The 18,131-nt window shown below is 62.0% G+C and carries 15 protein-coding genes; all 15 read left to right on the top strand.

Going from position 1 to position 18,131, the window contains the following annotated elements; translation table 11 throughout:
- Positions 1–184: 184 nt before the first annotated feature.
- The 15 genes from mraZ to ftsA all read left to right on the top strand — a co-directional run bounded on the left by mraZ (position 185) and on the right by ftsA (position 18,125).
- The gene (mraZ, locus tag AAID99_RS06485; protein ID WP_188427024.1) at positions 185–658 is read left to right on the top strand and encodes a division/cell wall cluster transcriptional repressor MraZ; all 474 of its coding nucleotides are present in this window, start codon (positions 185–187) and stop codon (positions 656–658) included.
- Complete coding sequence (gene rsmH, locus AAID99_RS06490) at positions 655–1,656, top strand: 16S rRNA (cytosine(1402)-N(4))-methyltransferase RsmH (protein WP_188427025.1); 1,002 nt, start codon at positions 655–657, stop codon at positions 1,654–1,656. Before mraZ ends, rsmH begins: the two co-directional genes overlap by 4 nt.
- Positions 1,653–2,663, top strand: coding sequence for a cell division protein FtsL (gene ftsL / locus AAID99_RS06495; protein WP_498493457.1), 1,011 nt, complete (start codon positions 1,653–1,655; stop codon positions 2,661–2,663). Before rsmH ends, ftsL begins: the two co-directional genes overlap by 4 nt.
- Before the next feature lie 127 nt (positions 2,664–2,790).
- On the top strand, positions 2,791–4,797 hold the full coding sequence (locus AAID99_RS06500) for a peptidoglycan D,D-transpeptidase FtsI family protein (protein WP_188427107.1): 2,007 nt from the start codon (positions 2,791–2,793) through the stop codon (positions 4,795–4,797).
- A gap of 3 nt (positions 4,798–4,800) precedes the next feature.
- Positions 4,801–6,270 carry a UDP-N-acetylmuramoyl-L-alanyl-D-glutamate--2,6-diaminopimelate ligase gene (locus AAID99_RS06505; RefSeq protein ID WP_188427027.1) on the top strand — a complete coding sequence of 490 codons (1,470 nt, stop codon included), beginning with the start codon at positions 4,801–4,803 and terminating at the stop codon, positions 6,268–6,270.
- Positions 6,267–7,628: a UDP-N-acetylmuramoyl-tripeptide--D-alanyl-D-alanine ligase gene (locus tag AAID99_RS06510; protein ID WP_188427028.1), complete on the top strand. Its 1,362-nt coding sequence runs from the start codon at positions 6,267–6,269 to the stop codon at positions 7,626–7,628. Before AAID99_RS06505 ends, AAID99_RS06510 begins: the two co-directional genes overlap by 4 nt.
- Positions 7,628–8,719, top strand: a complete 1,092-nt coding sequence (gene mraY / locus AAID99_RS06515; RefSeq protein WP_188427029.1) for a phospho-N-acetylmuramoyl-pentapeptide-transferase — start codon at positions 7,628–7,630, stop codon at positions 8,717–8,719. The genes AAID99_RS06510 and mraY overlap by 1 nt, the downstream gene beginning before the upstream one ends.
- 1 nt (position 8,720) lies before the next feature.
- A complete protein-coding gene (murD, locus tag AAID99_RS06520) occupies positions 8,721–10,073 on the top strand; it encodes a UDP-N-acetylmuramoyl-L-alanine--D-glutamate ligase (protein ID WP_498493458.1) in 1,353 nt (450 codons plus the stop codon).
- A gap of 28 nt (positions 10,074–10,101) precedes the next feature.
- Positions 10,102–11,295 carry an FtsW/RodA/SpoVE family cell cycle protein gene (locus AAID99_RS06525; protein WP_188427031.1) on the top strand — a complete coding sequence of 398 codons (1,194 nt, stop codon included), beginning with the start codon at positions 10,102–10,104 and terminating at the stop codon, positions 11,293–11,295.
- Positions 11,292–12,407 carry an undecaprenyldiphospho-muramoylpentapeptide beta-N-acetylglucosaminyltransferase gene (gene murG, locus AAID99_RS06530; RefSeq protein ID WP_188427032.1) on the top strand — a complete coding sequence of 372 codons (1,116 nt, stop codon included), beginning with the start codon at positions 11,292–11,294 and terminating at the stop codon, positions 12,405–12,407. The genes AAID99_RS06525 and murG overlap by 4 nt, the downstream gene beginning before the upstream one ends.
- Positions 12,408–12,462: 55 nt before the next feature.
- Complete coding sequence (murC, locus tag AAID99_RS06535; RefSeq protein ID WP_332363524.1) at positions 12,463–13,881, top strand: UDP-N-acetylmuramate--L-alanine ligase; 1,419 nt, start codon at positions 12,463–12,465, stop codon at positions 13,879–13,881.
- Positions 13,878–14,774, top strand: a complete 897-nt coding sequence (gene murB, locus AAID99_RS06540) for a UDP-N-acetylmuramate dehydrogenase (protein WP_498493460.1) — start codon at positions 13,878–13,880, stop codon at positions 14,772–14,774. Before murC ends, murB begins: the two co-directional genes overlap by 4 nt.
- Positions 14,771–15,709: a D-alanine--D-alanine ligase gene (locus tag AAID99_RS06545; RefSeq protein WP_498493461.1), complete on the top strand. Its 939-nt coding sequence runs from the start codon at positions 14,771–14,773 to the stop codon at positions 15,707–15,709. The genes murB and AAID99_RS06545 overlap by 4 nt, the downstream gene beginning before the upstream one ends.
- Positions 15,706–16,728, top strand: a complete 1,023-nt coding sequence (locus AAID99_RS06550) for a cell division protein FtsQ/DivIB (protein ID WP_498493462.1) — start codon at positions 15,706–15,708, stop codon at positions 16,726–16,728. The genes AAID99_RS06545 and AAID99_RS06550 overlap by 4 nt, the downstream gene beginning before the upstream one ends.
- A complete protein-coding gene (gene ftsA / locus AAID99_RS06555) occupies positions 16,725–18,125 on the top strand; it encodes a cell division protein FtsA (RefSeq protein WP_188427037.1) in 1,401 nt (466 codons plus the stop codon). The genes AAID99_RS06550 and ftsA overlap by 4 nt, the downstream gene beginning before the upstream one ends.
- The last annotated feature ends 6 nt before the right edge of the window (positions 18,126–18,131 follow it).

An 18,131-nucleotide genomic window follows, 5' to 3' on the forward strand; every position in this document is an offset into this window, starting at 1 on the left:
CCTCGAAAAAATCTAGGAATTCCGCCATTTTTTGGTGCGAATTGTTTGACGTCCCATAAAATCCCATGATATCCCAAAACTATCCCGGACGGCCCCAGAGACATGCAGCAAGCGGCCATGTCCTGCTCCGAACGAGAAAAGTCATTGGCAGTCACTCTTGAACGGCGAGGAGGCATCGAACGGCGTGAGTGTGTTTCTTGGCACGCATCAGAACCGTTTTGACGCCAAGGGCCGCGTGTCCATTCCGGCATCCTTTCGCGCCGCTCTTCGTGCTCAGGCCCAGCCTGAGGAAAGCCTCGTCATTCTGCGCCCCTCGCATCTTCACCCCTGCATCGAAGCCTGGCCCAGCGCCGCTTTTGCCACCCTTGCCGGGCCGGTTGAGTCGCTGGATATTTTCTCGGACGATCACGACGATCTCGCTGCCAGCCTCTATGCCGATGCCTATCCGATCGATGCAGACAAGGAAGGGCGCATCATCCTGCCGGATGTGCTCAAGCGTCATGCCAATCTCGTCGATGAGATTTCCTTCATGGGGCTCGGCCGTGTCTTCCAGATCTGGGAGCCTGAGGCAGGCGCAAGGCGTCGTGAGGAAGCCCGCACCCGCGCAAGACGCATGACCAGCCGCCCCACGACAAACACCAGCGAGCTGGCATCATGAACGCGATCGCCCCCCTCGCCCTGCTGACCCAGCACGACCCCGGCCATGTGCCTGTGATGCTGCCCGAAGTGCTCGACGCCATGGCCCCGCATGACGGAGGCCGCTATGTCGATGGCACATTCGGCGGCGGTGGTTATACCCGCGGCATTCTGTCGCGCGCAGCCTGCACTGTCTGGGGCATTGACCGCGACCCGACGGCGATTGCCCGTGCCGAAGCTCTTGCGGCCGAGCTGGCCACCAGCGCGCCATCGCACAAGCTCGTCGCCGTGCCAGGCACGTTCGGTGCCATGGCCGATCTGCTGGCTGACGAAGCCCCCTTCGATGGTATCGTGCTCGATATCGGCGTGTCGTCCTATCAGATCGACGAAGCAGAGCGTGGTTTCTCGTTCCGCCATGACGGGCCGCTCGATATGCGTATGTCGCAGTCGGGGCGCTCGGCAGCCGATCTGGTCAACAAGGCGGATGCCGACGAACTGGCCGATATCATCTATCATTACGGCGAAGACCGGATGTCACGCCGTATTGCCGCTGCCATCATCCGCGCACGTGCCGAAGAGCCCATCCATACGACGGCGCGCCTTGCGGATATCGTGCGCAGCGTTGTACGCCCTGACAAATCGGGCATTCATCCCGCGACACGCACGTTTCAGGCGCTTCGCATCGCCGTGAATGACGAGCTCGGCGAATTGCAGCGTGCGCTGGACACGGCCCCAGGCCTTCTGGCCGATGGCGGCAAGCTGGTCGTGGTGACGTTCCATTCTCTCGAAGATCGTCTGGTCAAGCGTGCCCTCGCCCAGGCGGCTGGTCGTGTCAGCCGTCCCTCTCGCCATGAACCCATGGCAGAGCGTTTCGTGAAACCCGACTTCATTCTGCCCCATACGCGCCCGGTTCTCGCCTCGGAAGACGAGATCCGCCGTAATCCCCGTTCCCGCAGCGCCAAGCTGCGCAGCCTGCTCCGCACCGTACCTTCAGCCTCTGTTAGGGGGTCTCATTCATGATCCGGCCATTTACGATTTTCTGCGCACTCCTTGCCGGCGGTTCGGGCATGTTTCTCTATACCAAGAAGCATGAGACGACCGTTCTGGATCAGCATATCACGACGGTCGTGCAGAAAACGGAGCGTGTGCGTCAGCAGACGGCAATGCTGCGCACGCAATGGGCCTTGCTGAACCAGCCGGATCGACTGAGCGCCCTCTCGACACGTTTCCTTGGCCAGCTGCATCCCATGGCCCCGACGCAGTATGTGCGTCTGGCCAGCATGATCGACTCCCTGCCCGCGCCCAGTACCAAGCCTGCCTTCCGCGATCCGCGCGAGAGCCTGAGTGTTGCCGTGTCCAACGCCCCGGCAGCGGCACCCGCTACCGTTGCGGCACCCAGGGCGCCTGAGCAGAGAGCGCCCGAACCCAAGGCTTCGGTCGCGCCTGCGTCGCATGACAACACGTCTGCGCTCATTGCCAGTGCCGAGATGCCGCATCATCGCCCTTCCCCTGCGGGCAATCCGGGCGCGGTCATCCCGGCTGCGGATGCTCCCGCAGCGCCGCGCCTAGCGCTCGCTTCGGCCACGCCCCACGTGGCACCTGTCGCACGCACGGCCGCAACGCCCCATTCGACACGCCTGATGCCCCCGGCGCCGCGCCCGACCATCGAGCTGGCCCAACAGAGCAGTCACCCCCATGTCGTGTCTGACGAACTCGGTCAGGCCGCACATCACAGCCATCGTTACGACGCTGTCGTTCATGCCACCACACGCAGCACAACGGCCCAGAGCAGCAGCGATGATCTGGCCGTCCGTCTGGCCACATTCCGTGGCAACCGGCCGCAGGCCACTGCCGCCACGACATGGCGCAATCCGCGCGTGGCCGCGCCGGCCCACGCTGCACGCCAGAATGTGGACGTTGCCATTCAGCCCGCCAAGCCTCATCATGTGCAGAGCGATTCCGGATCGTCTTCGTCTCTCGCAGGCTATGGTGATGCGCTGCCACCGCCAACGCCTCTCGCCAACTGAGCGGATATGGAAGCGCCTGAGCATGGCTGGCAGGACACCTCCCCCCAAACGGTCGGGCTATCCCGACGGCGCGCCTTCGCGCCCTGAAGGCAGGAGTCCCAAGCGGTTCAAGGCGTCGCTTGACCAGATGCATACGAGGCTAATCGGTGTCGGCCTCGGTTTTCTGTTTCTGTTCGGTCTGGTCGCAGGCAAGCTGAGCCTCGCAACCGTTTTCATGCCCATGGCTCCTGAGAAGCGTCAGATTGCCTCTCAGGTTCCTGAAATTCCCAAGAGCGACCCCAAAGGGCAGATTGCGGGCGATTTTGCCCTGCCTGACGTGCATCGCGCCAGTATTGTCGATCGCAACGGCCAGACGCTGGCCTTGTCGCTCCCTGTGGCGCAGGTCTACGCCAATCCGATGGAGCTTATCGACGCGCCCGATGCGGCGAAGAAGCTCAAGAGCGTTCTGCCTCAGCTCGACGAGGCCGAGACGACGCGGCGCCTCTCGCTCAAAAAGCAGTTCGTCTATATCGCGCGCGATATTTCGCCGGTGCAGGAAATTGCCATCAATAACCTTGGCATCCCCGGTATCTATTTCGAGGCAAGTGAGCGCCGCCACTATCCGCTCGGCCGTACGGCCGCACAGATTCTCGGCGGCGTGGATATCGACGATCACGGCGTGGCTGGTGTCGAACGGTTTTTCAATGAGCGTCTGAACAAGGATCGCACCCCGCTGCGCCTGTCGCTCGACGTGCGCATCCAGGCCGTCGCCCGTGAAGTGACCCAGGCCGCCATGGACGAGTTCCAGGCGATCGGCGCTGCGGCCATCGTGATGGATGTGAATACGGGCGAGATCATCTCGATGGTCAGCCTGCCGGATTATGATGCCAATGATTTCGGCCATGCGCCTGCTGATTCCCGCTTCAACAGGGCCGTGACCGGCATGTATGAGCCAGGGTCGACCTTCAAGCTGCAAACGGCCGCGATGGCGATCGAATATGGCGTGGCCCATATTTGGGACCGTTTCTCGACCATCCCGATCCATATCGGGCGCTTCACGATTTCAGACATCAAAACCGACCATTTTGCCCCCTGGCTGGCCTTGCCAGACGTGCTGGCCAAATCGTCCAACCCGGCAGCCGCGCATATCGCGCTCGATGTCGGCGCCAAGAAGCAGCAGGAATGGCTCCGCACCATGGGGTTCTTCAACCGCGTGCCGATCGAGCTGCCCGAAGCGGGTCGCCCCATCGTGCCGTCATCGAAGAACTGGGGTGTTTCAACCGTCATGACCGTCGGCTTCGGTCACGGTGTGGCAGAGCCGCCGCTGGCGATCGTACGCGGCACAGCAGCGACCGTGAATGGCGGTATCCTGATCAAGCCGACGCTCGTCGCCCGCGATCAGGGCGACGACAGCAAACCCAATGATGGCACTCTGCCAGCGCCCGGCCCCTCGACGTCGCCTCCGGCGGCGCCTGCCGGGGCGGCTCCTGCAGGTGCGCCGGTTGTGCCTGCAGCGTTCAAGCCTGACGCGTCTGCGGATGCGACAGGCGATGCCCCATCCCCGCCCCTGACCCCCGAAGGGTTGCGCGTGGTGTCGGAGGAGAACTCGCGACTCATCCGCAAGATGCTGCGCCTTGACGTTACGCAGGGTACAGCCCGCAGCGCCGAAGTGCCGGGCTATTTCGTGGGTGGCAAAACGGGTACGGCAGAAAAAGTCGGCCCCAATGGCCGCTATCTCAAACACGTCAATATCTCGGCCTTCACCTCGATCTTCCCGATGAATGCGCCGCGTTATGCCGTTTATGTCATGCTCGATTCACCGCACCCGACACCCAAGACCCATGGTTTTGTGACATCGGGCTGGAACGCTGCGCCGACCACCGGCAAGCTGATCGCTCGTATCGGACCGATGCTCGGCATGTTCCCCGACACGAAAAATGCGGCAAAGATAGACGCCGACATGGCAATTCCGCTCGAACCCGGCATTCCACCAGGCAAGCGAGCACTCGGCCCGGGCAACGACCCTGGCGATCCGCGTATCGCCGCCCAGAAAGAAAAAGAAGAAAAGGTCGCCGCCAAAGCTGCAGAAAAAGCAGCAAAGCTTGCGGCCAAGGCTTCCGAGCGCAGCGCGCACCATTCCCCCGAAAGAGGCTGAGCCATGCGCCTTTCAGAGATTTTGCATCGGGCCGGTCTGACCGCCCCGGCTGCGGCTATTGACCCTGACATCAGCGGCATCACCGCCGATAGTCGGGCCGTCGGGCCCGGCATGATATTTGCGGCCCTGCCTGGTGTCGCCCAAGATGGCGCCCGCTTCATTCCGCAGGCTGTGGCGCAGGGCGCGGCTACGCTGCTTCTGCCATCAGCGGCGAGAATCCCGGCTGATCTCTCCATTCCCTGTATTCAGACCGCGTCACCGCGTCATGATCTGGCTGTCATCGCGCAGGTTCTGGCTGGTCCGCAGCCACGATGCATCGCGGCCATAACCGGGACGAATGGCAAGAGCAGCACGGCCGATTTTCTTCGTCAGCTCTGGTCTCTGGGTGGCATGCCCACGGCCAGTATCGGGACGCTTGGTCTTATCAGCGATATCCCGGTCGAGGCCCCGCCACCCCTCACGACACCGGATGCCGTCTCTCTGGTGCAGAGCCTTGCCCGCCTCAAGGCGGCAGGTATCGATCACGTAGCGCTCGAGGCCTCTTCACACGGGCTCGATCAGCACCGTCTCGACGGTGTTTCACTCTGCGCAGGCGGGTTCAGCAATCTCACACGCGACCATCTCGATTATCACGGCACGATTGAGGCCTATCGTACCGCCAAGATAAGGCTGTTTGCCGATCTGCTCCCTGAGGGTGCCATTGCCGCTCTCAACGCCGATATGGATGCCGAGACGGTTGCTGCGCTGCGAGACGTGGCGCAGGCCCGCAAACTGCGCCTGCGCAGCGTGGGTGAACAGGGCGAAACCATCAGGCTTCTGCGTGCAACGCCCCTGCCCCATGGCCAGATCGTGTCACTCTCCCTCTTCGGCGAAACCCTGCCTGATTACGAGCTTGGCCTGACCGGGCGTTTTCAGGTCGATAACGTGTTGCTGGCCGCCGCCCTTGCATGGAATGACGATGCCGAGGCCCGCGCTGTTCTCGACCTCATTCCCCGTCTGGGTGGTGTGCGCGGCCGAGCCGAACTGGCCGTGACACTCGATAACGGGGCTGGTGTCTATGTCGACTACGCCCATACTCCCGATGCCCTCGAGCATCTGCTGCATAGCCTGCGCCCTCATGCACAGAACCGCCTGATTGTCGTCTTTGGCGCAGGCGGTGACCGCGATCGCGGCAAGCGTCCGCTCATGGGGCAGATCGCCGCCAGACTGGCCGATAGCGCCATCGTGACCGATGACAATCCACGCAGTGAAGATCCGGCAACGATACGTGCCGCCATTCGCGCCGCCTGCCCCGATGCGCTCGAAATCGGCGATCGTCGCGCCGCCATCGCCGCCGCTCTTGCCGAGGCAGGTGCAGGCGATGTCGTGGTTGTGGCGGGCAAGGGCCATGAAAGCGGCCAGACAATTGCAGGTGTCACCACCCCGTTTGACGATCGCGCCGTTATCCGCGAACTGGCGGGAGTATCGGCATGAGCGCGCTCTGGACCAGCGCCGAGCTGCGTGAGGCAACAGGCGGAATCCTTGACGGCGAGCTTGTGGTGAGCGGCATTTCAATCGACACGCGCAGCCTCGAGCCAGGCGATCTCTTTATCGCACTTGTCGGCGAAAACAGCGATGGCCATGCCCATATCGCAACCGCCCTCGACAAGGGCGCCGCCTGCGTCATGGTTCATGATTCCGAAGCCGGCAACGATCCACGCCTGCTGCATGTGGCCGACACCCTGACCGGGTTGCAGGCTCTGGGCCACGCCGCACGCGCCCGGTTTACGGGAAAAATGGTCGGGGTGACGGGGTCGGTTGGCAAGACCACCACCAAGAACATGCTGCATTGCGCCTTTTCGGCGCTCGGCCCCACCCATGCAGCCATTGCGTCCTACAACAACCATTGGGGCGTACCGCTGACACTGGCCAGAATGCCGCGTGAGACGGCCTATTGCGTGGCAGAAATCGGCATGAATCATCGTGGCGAGATTGCACCGCTCGCCGCCATGGTGCGACCCGATGTGGCGGTCGTCACGACCATTGGCAGCGCGCATCTCGGCTATATGGGCAGCATCGAAGCCATTGCCGAAGAAAAATCCGATCTGATTGCCGCCCTGCCCGAAGGCGGTGTGGCTGTGGTGCCGGATGATACCGGTGTCGACAGCATTTTCGAGCGCGCTGCGGCGCATTCCAGTGCGCGCCTCTCTCGCGTCGGGCTCTCCGATCGCGCCGATTACAGGCTGACCGATCTTGCCATTTCGGCAGATGGATCACGTTTCGACTTTGACGGGCAGCGTGTCACCCTGAACGCGCCTGGTGCGCATCTGGCGCGTAACGCCGCTCTGGCACTCGCCACCCTGCGCGCTTTCGACCTGCCGATCGACAAGGCCATTGCGGCCCTCGCCGCCTGGCGCCCGGGGGCTGGTCGGGGCGAGATACAGCCCATACTGAATGGCACCGCCTCACTGCTGGATGAGAGCTATAATGCGTCGGTGCTTTCTATACGCGCAGCACTGCAAACGCTTGCTCTCGTACCGGCTACGCGTCGAATCGCGGTTCTGGGCGATATCCGCGAACTCGGTGAGTTTGCCGATAGCGAGCATCTCTCGCTGGTGCCGGACCTGATGGCCCATGCCGACCTGGTGTTTTGCTGCTGCCCGCATATGCGCCATGTTTTTGACGCTCTTGCAGAAGAAAAGCGTGGCGTCTGGCAGGCAGACGCGGCATCTCTCGCCCCAATCGTCCAATCTCATCTGAAAGCCGGTGACGTGGTTCTCGTAAAAGGCAGTCTTGGCAGTCGCATGCGCGACATTGTCGCCCCTCTTCTTGCCGGGGGCGCAAAAGCCTGATGCTGTATAATCTCATCGCCATTCACGACACGACTCATGGCGGCTTTTTCAATCTCTTCCATTATCTGACCTTCCGCTCCGGCGGGGCCTGTCTGACGGCCTTCGTCATTTCGCTGGTTTTCGGTCGTCCGTTCATCGCCCAGCTCAAGCGTATCCAGCGCGAGGGTCAGCCCATACGCACGCTCGGCCCCGAGCGGCATATTCTCGAAAAAGCCGGGACGCCCACCATGGGCGGGATGCTGATCCTGATTGCGCTTTTCGTCTCCACCCTGCTCTGGGCCGATCTGACCAACGGTTTTGTCTGGGCTGTCATGTTCGTAACCGCTGCTTTCGGCGCGGTCGGCTTTGCGGATGACTATCTCAAGCTCTCCAGACGCAACACGGCGGGTGTGTCCAAACGCGCCCGTCTGGGCAGCGAATTCGCTGCCTCGCTGATCGCCGGATACTGGATGGAAAGCCTGATGCCGCCGGAACTGCGCAACATGGTGGCCTTCCCCTTCGTGAAGGATTTCCTGCTACCGCTGGGCTTTGCCTTTCCGCTTTTCGCCATGCTCACCATGACCGGCTTTGGCAATGCCGTGAATTTCACTGATGGTCTCGATGGTCTTGCCATCGTGCCTGTGGTGATTGCCGCTCTGGTTTTTGCCCTGATTGCCTATCTCGTGGGCAATCGCGTCTTTGCTGATTACCTGCAACTGCATCTGGTGCCGGGCACGGGCGAACTGGCGGTTTTCTGCGCCGCCTTGATCGGCGCCGGGCTCGGGTTTCTCTGGTTCAACGCAACGCCTGCCGATGTCTTCATGGGCGATACAGGCTCGCTTTCGCTTGGCGGCGCGTTGGGTGCCGTGGCCGTTGCGGTCAAGCATGAGCTGGTTCTGTGCATCGTGGGCGGGCTTTTTGTCGTCGAAACGCTGTCGGTCGTGATCCAGGTCTTCTGGTACAAGCGCACCAAACGACGCGTCTTCCTGATGGCCCCCCTACACCATCATTTCGAGAAAAAGGGCTGGCAGGAACCCAAGATCGTCATCCGGTTCTGGATCGTCTCGATCCTGCTCGGCCTAGCCGGTCTCGCCACGCTGAAGCTGCGCTGACATGACGGAGCGCGCCTTCCCCTCCGATCTCTTTGCCGGGTCGCGTTTCGCCGTGGCCGGACTGGGCCGCAATGGCAGCGCCGTGGTCAGAGCGCTTCTTGCCATGGGCGCAGAAGTGCAGGCCTGGGATGACAAAAACCCGCCTGAAGCCGATCCAGCCCGGAAACGCTTTACGGCAGCTCCGATCGAGACGCTTGCGGGTTTTGACGCGCTCATTCTGTCACCAGGCATCCCGCATCTTCTGCCCACACCGCACCCGGCTGCCGTCAAGGCACGCGAAGCCCATGTGCCCATTCTGTCGGATGCGGAAATCCTGTTTCAGGCCGTACGCCGTGCGGGATCGAAGGCGCGTTTTGCCGCCATCACCGGCACCAATGGCAAGTCAACCACGACCGCGCTGCTCGCGCATATGCTGGAAAAGGCCGGTTATCCGGTAGCTGCAGGTGGCAATCTCGGCACAGCCTCGCTCGCCCTGCCGCTCCTGCCCGATAACGGCGTGTATGTGATCGAGATGTCATCCTACATGCTCGAACGTCTGCATGATTTTCATGCTGACACGGCTTGCCTGCTCAATCTGACCCCGGATCATCTCGACCGACATGGCGACATGGCAGGCTACGCCGCTGCCAAGCGTCACGTCTTCGACAATATGACGGCTTTGGATCTCGCTGTGATCAGCATAGACGACGCCTATTGCCGTGAAATAGCGCAGGATTGTGCTCTCGAGGGTCTTACGGTTCTCAGGCTCTCGGTCTGTGATGCGCCTTCCGTAGCGGCTATCGCAACGCCGATGCAGCAGGCCCCGACTTTGCCGGGGGCGCATAATCTGCAGAACGCTCTCGCAGCCAGCGCCATGGCGCGGCATCTCGGTCTGGATGAGCAAGAAATTGCCGAAGGCCTCAGGACCTATCCAGGCCTGCCTCATCGTCAGGCCCTGGCCGGCGTGATTGACGGCATACGCTTCATCAATGACAGCAAGGCAACCAATGCCGAAGCCGCCGAAAAGGCTCTGCTTTGCTATGACAAGGTGATCTGGATTGCCGGGGGCACCGCCAAGTCTGGCGGGATCGACGCTTTGGCGCCGCTTTTCGGACGTATTGCCAAGGCATTTCTGATCGGGCGCGACGCGCCTGTGCTGCAAAAGACCCTGCAGGACCATCATGTTGCCGTCGAAAACTGCGGCACACTCGATGTGGCGACCGAAGCAGCCCTTGCCGCCGCAAGAGCCCTCGATGTGCCGGTTGTTCTGCTGTCTCCTGCCTGTGCAAGCTTTGACCAGTTTGCAAGTTTTGAGGCGCGTGGTGCGCAGTTTGTGGATATCCTGACTCGTCTACACGATTCAGAAACGCCCTGATCCGTAGGGCCAGAGGGATTAGGGGAATATGGCAGGGCTCTCACGTGTCGATACGTCCAGAATTGGACGGTGGTGGCGCAATATCGATCGCGTCACACTCTGCTGTGTCGGAATCCTGATCGCCTTCGGTTATATCCTCATGCTCGCCGCCAGCCCTGCCGTGGCCGTGCGTATCGGCGCCTCACGCGAGATGTTCATTCTCAAGCAGGTCATCTTCCTGTTGCTCGCAGGCGCCGTAGTGCTGGTCGTGTCATCGCTTTCCCGTCCGGCGATCAGGCGTCTCGCCCTGATTGGCGGGGTGATCGCCCTTGCGGCCACCTTCATGACGCTGGTGCATGGGGTCGAGATCAAGGGCGCACGTCGCTGGATCGCGCTGCCCATGATGTCGGTTCAGCCCTCAGAGTTCCTCAAGCCGTTCTTCGCTGTCGTTACGGGATGGCTGCTGGCAGAGCAACGCCGACGGACGATCATGGGCTCGATCCGCTTTCCGGGCATGTTGATCGCTTTTGGCTGTTTCGGGCTGATTCTGCTGCTGCTCAAATCGCAGCCGGATATCGGCATGTTGTCGGTCATCACCATGGTGTTCTTCATCCAGCTTTTCGTGAATGGCCTGCCGATCATTTTCGTGGGTGCCGGTGTGGGCGCCATGATCGCAGCCTTCGCGGGCGCCTATGTGGCCTTCCCCCACGTGCGCTCGCGCGTGGAACGGTTTTTGCACCCCAATGTCGGTGATCACTATCAGATCGACACGGCTCTGCGCGCTTTTGGCAATGGCGGCATGATGGGCCGTGGTCCCGGTGAAGGCCGGGTGAAGGATCTTCTGCCAGACGCCCATGCCGATTTCGTTTTTGCCGTGGCAGGCGAGGAATACGGGCTGTTCATCTGCCTCTTCATTATTCTCGTTTTTGCCGTGATCGTGGTGCGCACATTACTCAAGCTGATGCGTGAGAGCGATCCATTCGTTATCACTGCAGCCTCGGGTCTGGTGGCGGGTTTTGGCCTGCAGGCCTTTATCAATATGGGCTCGACCTTGCATCTGATTCCGACCAAGGGCATGACGCTGCCGCTCATTTCCTATGGCGGCTCATCCGCTCTTTCTATCGCCCTGACTCTGGGCATGGTGCTGGCCCTGACGCGTCATCAGGTCTCTGCCAGCCCGATCAGCTCGCATTATGCCAGCCAGGGCCACTGGACCTCGCTTCGGGAAGGACCGACATCATGAACCGTCCAATCGTGATTGCCGCAGGAGGCACGGGCGGCCATTTCTTTCCGGCAGAAGCGCTCGCTACAGAACTCGCTGCGCGCGGTCATGAGCTGGTGCTGATGACCGATAAACGTGCGGGCAAGCGCCTGACCGGTGTTTTCAAGGATCGTCCGCAATATGTGCTCGATGGTACCGGCGTTGCAGGCAAGGGTATTTCTGCCAAGCTGCGCGGCGTGGCTTCCCTGCTGCGGGGGGCATGGGCCGCGCGCAGGCTGCATCGCCAGATCAACCCGATTGCGGTCATCGGTTTTGGCGGCTACCCATCCGTACCGCCCATTCTGGGCAGCCGTTTCATGGCAGGGTCGCGCCGCCCGATTGTGATCCTGCATGAAGGCAATGCCGTTCTGGGACAGGCCAATGCGCTGCTGGCGCGCTTTGCCACGGCCATCGCCACCTCCTATCCCACTGTTGCGCGACTGCCGCTCGGATTACGCGCCACGCTGACCGGCATGCCGGTACGTTCTGAAATCGAAGCCCTACTCGAGGAAGAATATACGCCTCCGGGTGATGCCATCCATCTTCTGGTCTGGGGCGGTTCGCTGGGCGCCAAGATTTTCTCGACGATCATTCCTGCGGCTCTTGCCCAGCTTCCCGCAGGATTTCGTGCGCGTCTGCATGTCACGCAGCAGGTACACGAGAAAGATCTCGCCGATGTGCGCGCTGCCTATGAAAAAGCCGGGATTGATTGCGAACTGGCCCCTTTCTTTTCCGACGTCGCAAGCCTTCTGAAAAAAGCGCATCTGGTCATCGGACGTGCCGGTGGGTCATCTGTCGCCGAGCTCACCATTGCCGGTCGCCCGTCCATACTCGTGCCGCTGCCGATTGCCGCCTCTGACGAACAGGGCGCCAATGCGACCCAGCTGGTTGATGAGGGGGGCGCCTGGATGTTTAGGCAGAACAGTCTGACGCCCGAGACACTCTCGGCTTTTCTGGGCTCATTGCTGAACGATCCCGAACGCCTGGCTGCGGCAGCCAGAGCGGCGCACGCTTTTGCCCATCCTCACAGTGCCAGACTGCTGGCCGACCTTGTCGAGGCGCGTATTTCGGACTACCGCTCCTCCACTTCCTGACACGCAGCGTTTTTTACTGACGTCTGTTTTTGCTGTTTCTCTGAAAGCCTGTTTCATGCGCGCACTTCCCCTTTCCATTGGTACCATCCATTTCGTCGGTATCGGCGGCATTGGCATGTCTGGAATTGCCGAAGTGCTGCATATGCTGGGTTACAAGGTTCAGGGATCGGATATCAGCGAAAGCGCCAATGTGCTGCGCCTGCGCAAGCTGGGCATTACCGTGGCCATCGGTCATGACGAGGCCAATCTCGGCGGAGCGCAGGTTGTCGTGACCTCAACGGCGGTCAAGAAAGACAATCCTGAAGTTCTCGCTGCACGGGCGCGCCTGATTCCTGTCGTGCGTCGCGCCGAAATGCTGGCCGAACTCATGCGCCTGCGCTGGGCGGTGGCTATTGGCGGCACACATGGCAAGACAACCACCACCAGCCTTGTCGCCTGCGTGCTGGAACAGGCAAAACTCGACCCGACCGTCATCAATGGCGGCATCATCGAAGCCTATGGCACCAATACGCGCATGGGGTCGGGCGACTGGATGGTGGTCGAGGCCGATGAAAGCGACGGCTCCTTCCTGCGTCTACCCGCAGTGATTGCGGTCGTGACGAATATGGACCCCGAACATCTCGACCATTGGGGCACGGCCGAAGCCATGCAGGCCGCCTATGACCAGTTCGTGTCGAATATTCCCTTCTACGGCTTTGCCGTGCTGTGCATCGACCACCCCGCCGTGCAGCAGATGATTCCGCGTCTGTCCGATCATCGCATCGTCACCTACGGGTTCAGCCCCCAGGCCGATGTACGCGCCGACAAGCTGATTACCGATCGTCTCGGCGCCACATTCGAGGTGGTCATCACCAGCCGCACCCAGAAAACCACGCGTCGCGCAGGGCCGTTCCGCCTGCCCATGCTTGGCCAACACAACGTGCTGAATGCGCTCGCCGCGATTGCGGTCGCAAGCGAGATGGATATCAGCGACGAGACCATCCGCCTCGCGCTCGCCGGGTTCCGCGGCGTCAAGCGTCGCTTCACGCGCTGCGGCGATTATAACGGGATCACGGTGATCGACGATTATGGCCATCATCCTGTCGAGATCGCTGCGGTTCTGCGCGCGGCCCGTCAGGCAGGCGCGCGCGATGTGATCGCCGTCGTGCAGCCCCATCGCTATTCGCGTCTCGAAGCCCTTTTCAGCGATTTCTGCACCTGCATGAATGACGCTGGCACGGTGATCGTGACCGATGTCTATGCCGCAGGTGAGGCGCCGATCGAAGGCGTCAATCGTGACTCGCTGATCGAAGGGTTGAGGGCCAGCGGCCATCGCTCGGTCGTGCCGCTGCCGGGGCCGGAACATCTCGCTGAAATGATCAATGCCATCGCCAAGCCGGGTGATTTCGTGGTCTGCCTCGGCGCTGGCACCATCACCAACTGGGCGCACGCTCTTCCGGGACAGCTAGCCGCACTGAACGGCAAGACCTCATGAGCACGGCGCTTCGTTCCCTCACCCCGCGCGGCAGGCTGAGCTTCGATGCGCCGCTTGGCCCCCGCGCCTGGTTCCGCACGGGCGGCAACGCCGAAGCGCTTTTCGTGCCCAAGGATGCACAGGATCTTGCCGAGACCCTCGCCGCTCTGCCGTCAGGAACGCCGGTCACGGTGCTTGGCGCCTGTTCGAATGTCATCATACGCGATGGCGGGATAGAAGGGCTCGTCGTGCGCCTTGCTGGCGGTTTTGCAGATATCGTGATCGAGCCTGACGGGCTGATTGCAGGTGCTGCCGCTCTCGACATGATCGTTGCCGAGCAGGCCGCCAATGCGGGGCTGGCAGGGATCGAATTCCTGGCCGGCATTCCCGGCTCGATAGGCGGAGCCGTGGTCATGAATGCCGGGGCCTATGGCTCTGACATGAATGCCGTTCTCGACTGGGCAGAGGTGCTTCTGCCCGACCAGACCATTGCAAGACTGAGCAATGAGGCGCTCGCCTTCACCTATCGCCATGCCGTGCTCCCTGAAGGCGCCATCGTATTGCGGGCACGCCTGAATGCCCGCCCCGGCGATGCCTCGGCGATACGCGCGCATATTGCCGAGATCAAAGCCGCACGTGAGGCGTCGCAGCCCGTTCGGGCACGGACAGGCGGTTCCACCTTTCGTAATCCGGAAGGTCACAAGGCCTGGCAGCTCATTGATGAGGCCGGGTGCCGCGGGCTGATGCAGGGCGGCGCGCAGGTGAGCGAGAAACATTGCAATTTCCTGCTCAATCTCGGCGAGGCCACGAGCAGCGATCTCGAAGCCCTTGGCGACGAGGTGCGTCGTCGCGTGCAGGAACACAGCGGCATTGCGCTGCATTGGGAAATCAAACGTCTGGGGAAATTGCCATGAGCCTGAAAATCGCTGTCCTTCAGGGTGGAATTTCAAGCGAGCGCACGGTGAGCCTGCGCAGTGGCGCCGGTGTCGCCCAGGCCCTGACAGAAGCGGGCCATGAGGTGGTGAGCGTCGATGCCGGGCCGGATCTGGTGCAGACAATCAAGGCGCTGCGTGACTCCGCCCCCGACGTGGTTTTCAACGCGTTGCATGGACCATTAGGTGAAGACGGTGCCATCCAGGGCGTGCTGGAATGGCTCGGGCTTCCCTATACGCATTCCTCCATACGGGCCTCATCGCTGGCCATGGACAAGGACGCCTCGCGCCGCGTTTTTGCTGCCGCCGGACTGCCGGTCGCAGAGGGGCGTGTTGTCACGATGGAGGAACTCGCTGCTGCCGATCCGCTGCCCACCCCCTATGTGGTCAAGCCGATCTCGGAGGGGTCTTCTTTTGGTGTCGAGATCGTGCGCAGTGGCAGCAATCGCCGTCAGGCCATTGCCGCAAACTGGGCCTTCGGAAAAGAAGCGCTGATCGAGGAATATATTCCTGGTCGCGAACTCACCGTCGCCGTGCTGGGCGATCGCGCCCTGACTGTGACCGATATCGTCGCCGCCTCGCCAACCGGTGATTTCTACGATTTCGATGCGAAATATGCTCCCGGCGGCTCGGTGCATCATGTCCCCGCCCAGGTGCCGGAAGCGATTTTCGAGCAGGCCCTGCGTGTGGCCGAAGCGGCGCATCGCGCTCTTGGCTGCTCCGGTGCCTCGCGCGCGGATTATCGATACGATGAAGAAACCGGGCGGCTGATCCTGCTCGAGGTCAACACGCAGCCCGGCATGACCGCCACTTCGCTGCTGCCCGAACAGGCTGCCTATTGCGGGATTTCCTATCCCGAGCTGTGCGACTGGCTGGTGCGCGACGCCCTCACGACACGAGGCAAACCGGCCGCATGAGAGACAGGCGGCCAGAAACGCCGTATCGCGGCCCCGTGCAGCAGGACAGACCGTCACGGCTGATCCTGTTCATGCGCCGCCACAAACGCGGGCTGCGTCAGATACTGGCTCTGCTCGTCCTGCTGGGGCTGGTAGGCCTTGGCGTTTCAGCGCTCAAACTGACAAGTTCGGAATCCCGCTTCGCCCCTTACCGGGCAAAACTGGTCCAGTACCTGCCGTTTCAGATCAAGACCATCCGTATCGAAGGGCGCAATCTGACAACCGAGGCTGATCTGGCAAAGGCGCTGGGCACTTCTGTCGGTCAGCCTATTTTCGGTTTTTCTGTCTCCGCCGCACGTGACCGTATCGATGCGCTGCCGTTTATCGACCACGCCACCGTGGCCCGCCACATGCCGGACACAGTCATCGTCAAGATTGTCGAGCGCAGCCCGATCGCTGTCTGGCAGGACCACGGCCAGTTCATCCTCATCAACCGGGCGGGGGAGCGCGTGCCTGATCAGGGGCTGGAAGGCAAGAACGGACAGGCCTTCATCAAGCTGCCGCTGGTGGTAGGAGAAGGCGCCAATCTGGCGGCGGCAACCCTGACAGACGCCCTGACCGCCAACCCGGCTGTGAAGGATTTTGTGGTCGCTGCCGTGCGGGTGGGGCAGAGGCGCTGGAACCTCACCCTGCGCGATGGCGCAACCGTGCTTCTGCCAGAAGGGCAGGAACAGGCGGCGCTCGCAAGACTGGCGCAGTATCAGGCCCAGTTCCGCCTCATGGAGCGCCCGGTCGTCTCGATCGATATGCGCCTGCCCGATCGTATGGTCATCCATCAGACGCCTGCGCCCACGCCCGATCCGAATGCTCCTGCTGCTGACAAGAGCGATGCAACGCAGGCTGCGGATGACAAGCCGGCACCAGCCGCAGGTGCCGCGCCCGCTCCCGCAACGGGCAAGCCCTCTCGCCCTGCAGCCACTCACGGGAGCGCAGCGCATCTCCCCGCCCCCCACCCCGCAGATGAAGCCCCGGAAGAATGAACGACCTCGTGCCAACCGACCCGGAAGCCCCACGCAAGAAGCGCCGCCGCACGGTGAGAAGTCGCTCACTGCTGCCGGTCAGTTCGCGACACAAGAATCACGAGCGTTCTGAGGAACATATCCTGTCACTGCCACCGGCAGACGAACCCAGCCTGCCCAGACACTGGCGTGTTGGCGTCTTTGGCGTGCTGGATATCGGCTCGACCAAAATGACCTGTCTGATCGGCAGGGGCGAGGCCGATGGTACGTTGCGTGTCCTCGGATATGGCTGGCGCCGTTCACGCGGCATACGCAATGGCAATATCGTCGATCTGAAAGAAGCCGAGCAGGCCATTCGCGCAACGGTCGGACAGGCAGAAGACGCGGCCGACCGACGTCTCGACAATATTGCGGTCAATCTCTCCTGCGGCCATCCAGAGAGCCATCTCTTCAATGCCCGCATGCCGATCGGCGGGCGCGAGGTGAGCGAGGCCGATATGGGTCGCGTCGTGGCCGAGGGGCAGTCACGCGCCTACACCGAAGGGCGGACGGTCATTCATACCCTGCCTATCGGTTATGCCGTCGATGACACCTATGGCATTGTCGACCCAAGAGGCCAGGTCTGCGAGCAACTGACAGCCCGGCTGCATGTCGTCGACGCCGCAACGGCAGCGGTGAGGACGCTCGATTCCGTGCTCATGCGTTCCGAGCTGAAAATGACCAATCTCGTCTCGGCCGCCCTCGCCTCCGGGCTGTCGGTGCTCGATGCAGATGAGCGTGAACTTGGTGCGACCGTCGTGGATATGGGCGGGGGCACGACATCGATTGCCGTTTTCGGAGAAGGCATGTTGCGCCACACGGCCTTTCTGCCGGTCGGCGGGCTGCATGTGACGCGCGATCTTGCCGGCATGCTCTCCACTTCGCTGGATGAAGCTGAACGGCTCAAGACCAAATATGGAGCCGCCGAGCTTTCGGCAGAAGACAGCAGCGAACTGATCACGCTGCAGAAAATTGGGGAAGCAACAGGCGTGCTGACCACCGTGTCGCGTGCCAGGCTTGTCTCTGCCATTCGCCCCCGTATCGAGGAAACACTCGAACTCGTTCGCGACAGACTCGACGATGCAGGCTTCGGTCGTACCGGGCGCGAGCGCGTGGTGCTGACAGGCGGTGCGTCCCTCCTCGATGGCGTTGGTCCGATGGCCGCCCGTATTCTGGACCGCCCTGTCAGGCTTGGGCGCCCTCTGGGCATCGTGGGCCTGCCGGAAATCGGCGCGAATTCTGCCGGGTTTTCCACCGCGTCAGGTCTGCTGGCCTGGGCGGCTGGCGCCGATCGGGGCTTTCACGATGCCGATGCCCCCGACCCCCGCCCGAATGGGATGCTAAAGCGTCTGGTGCATTTCATTAGGGGTCGCGCGTGAGTAAAA

This window comes from Asaia sp. Ae19-3 (assembly GCF_059801175.1).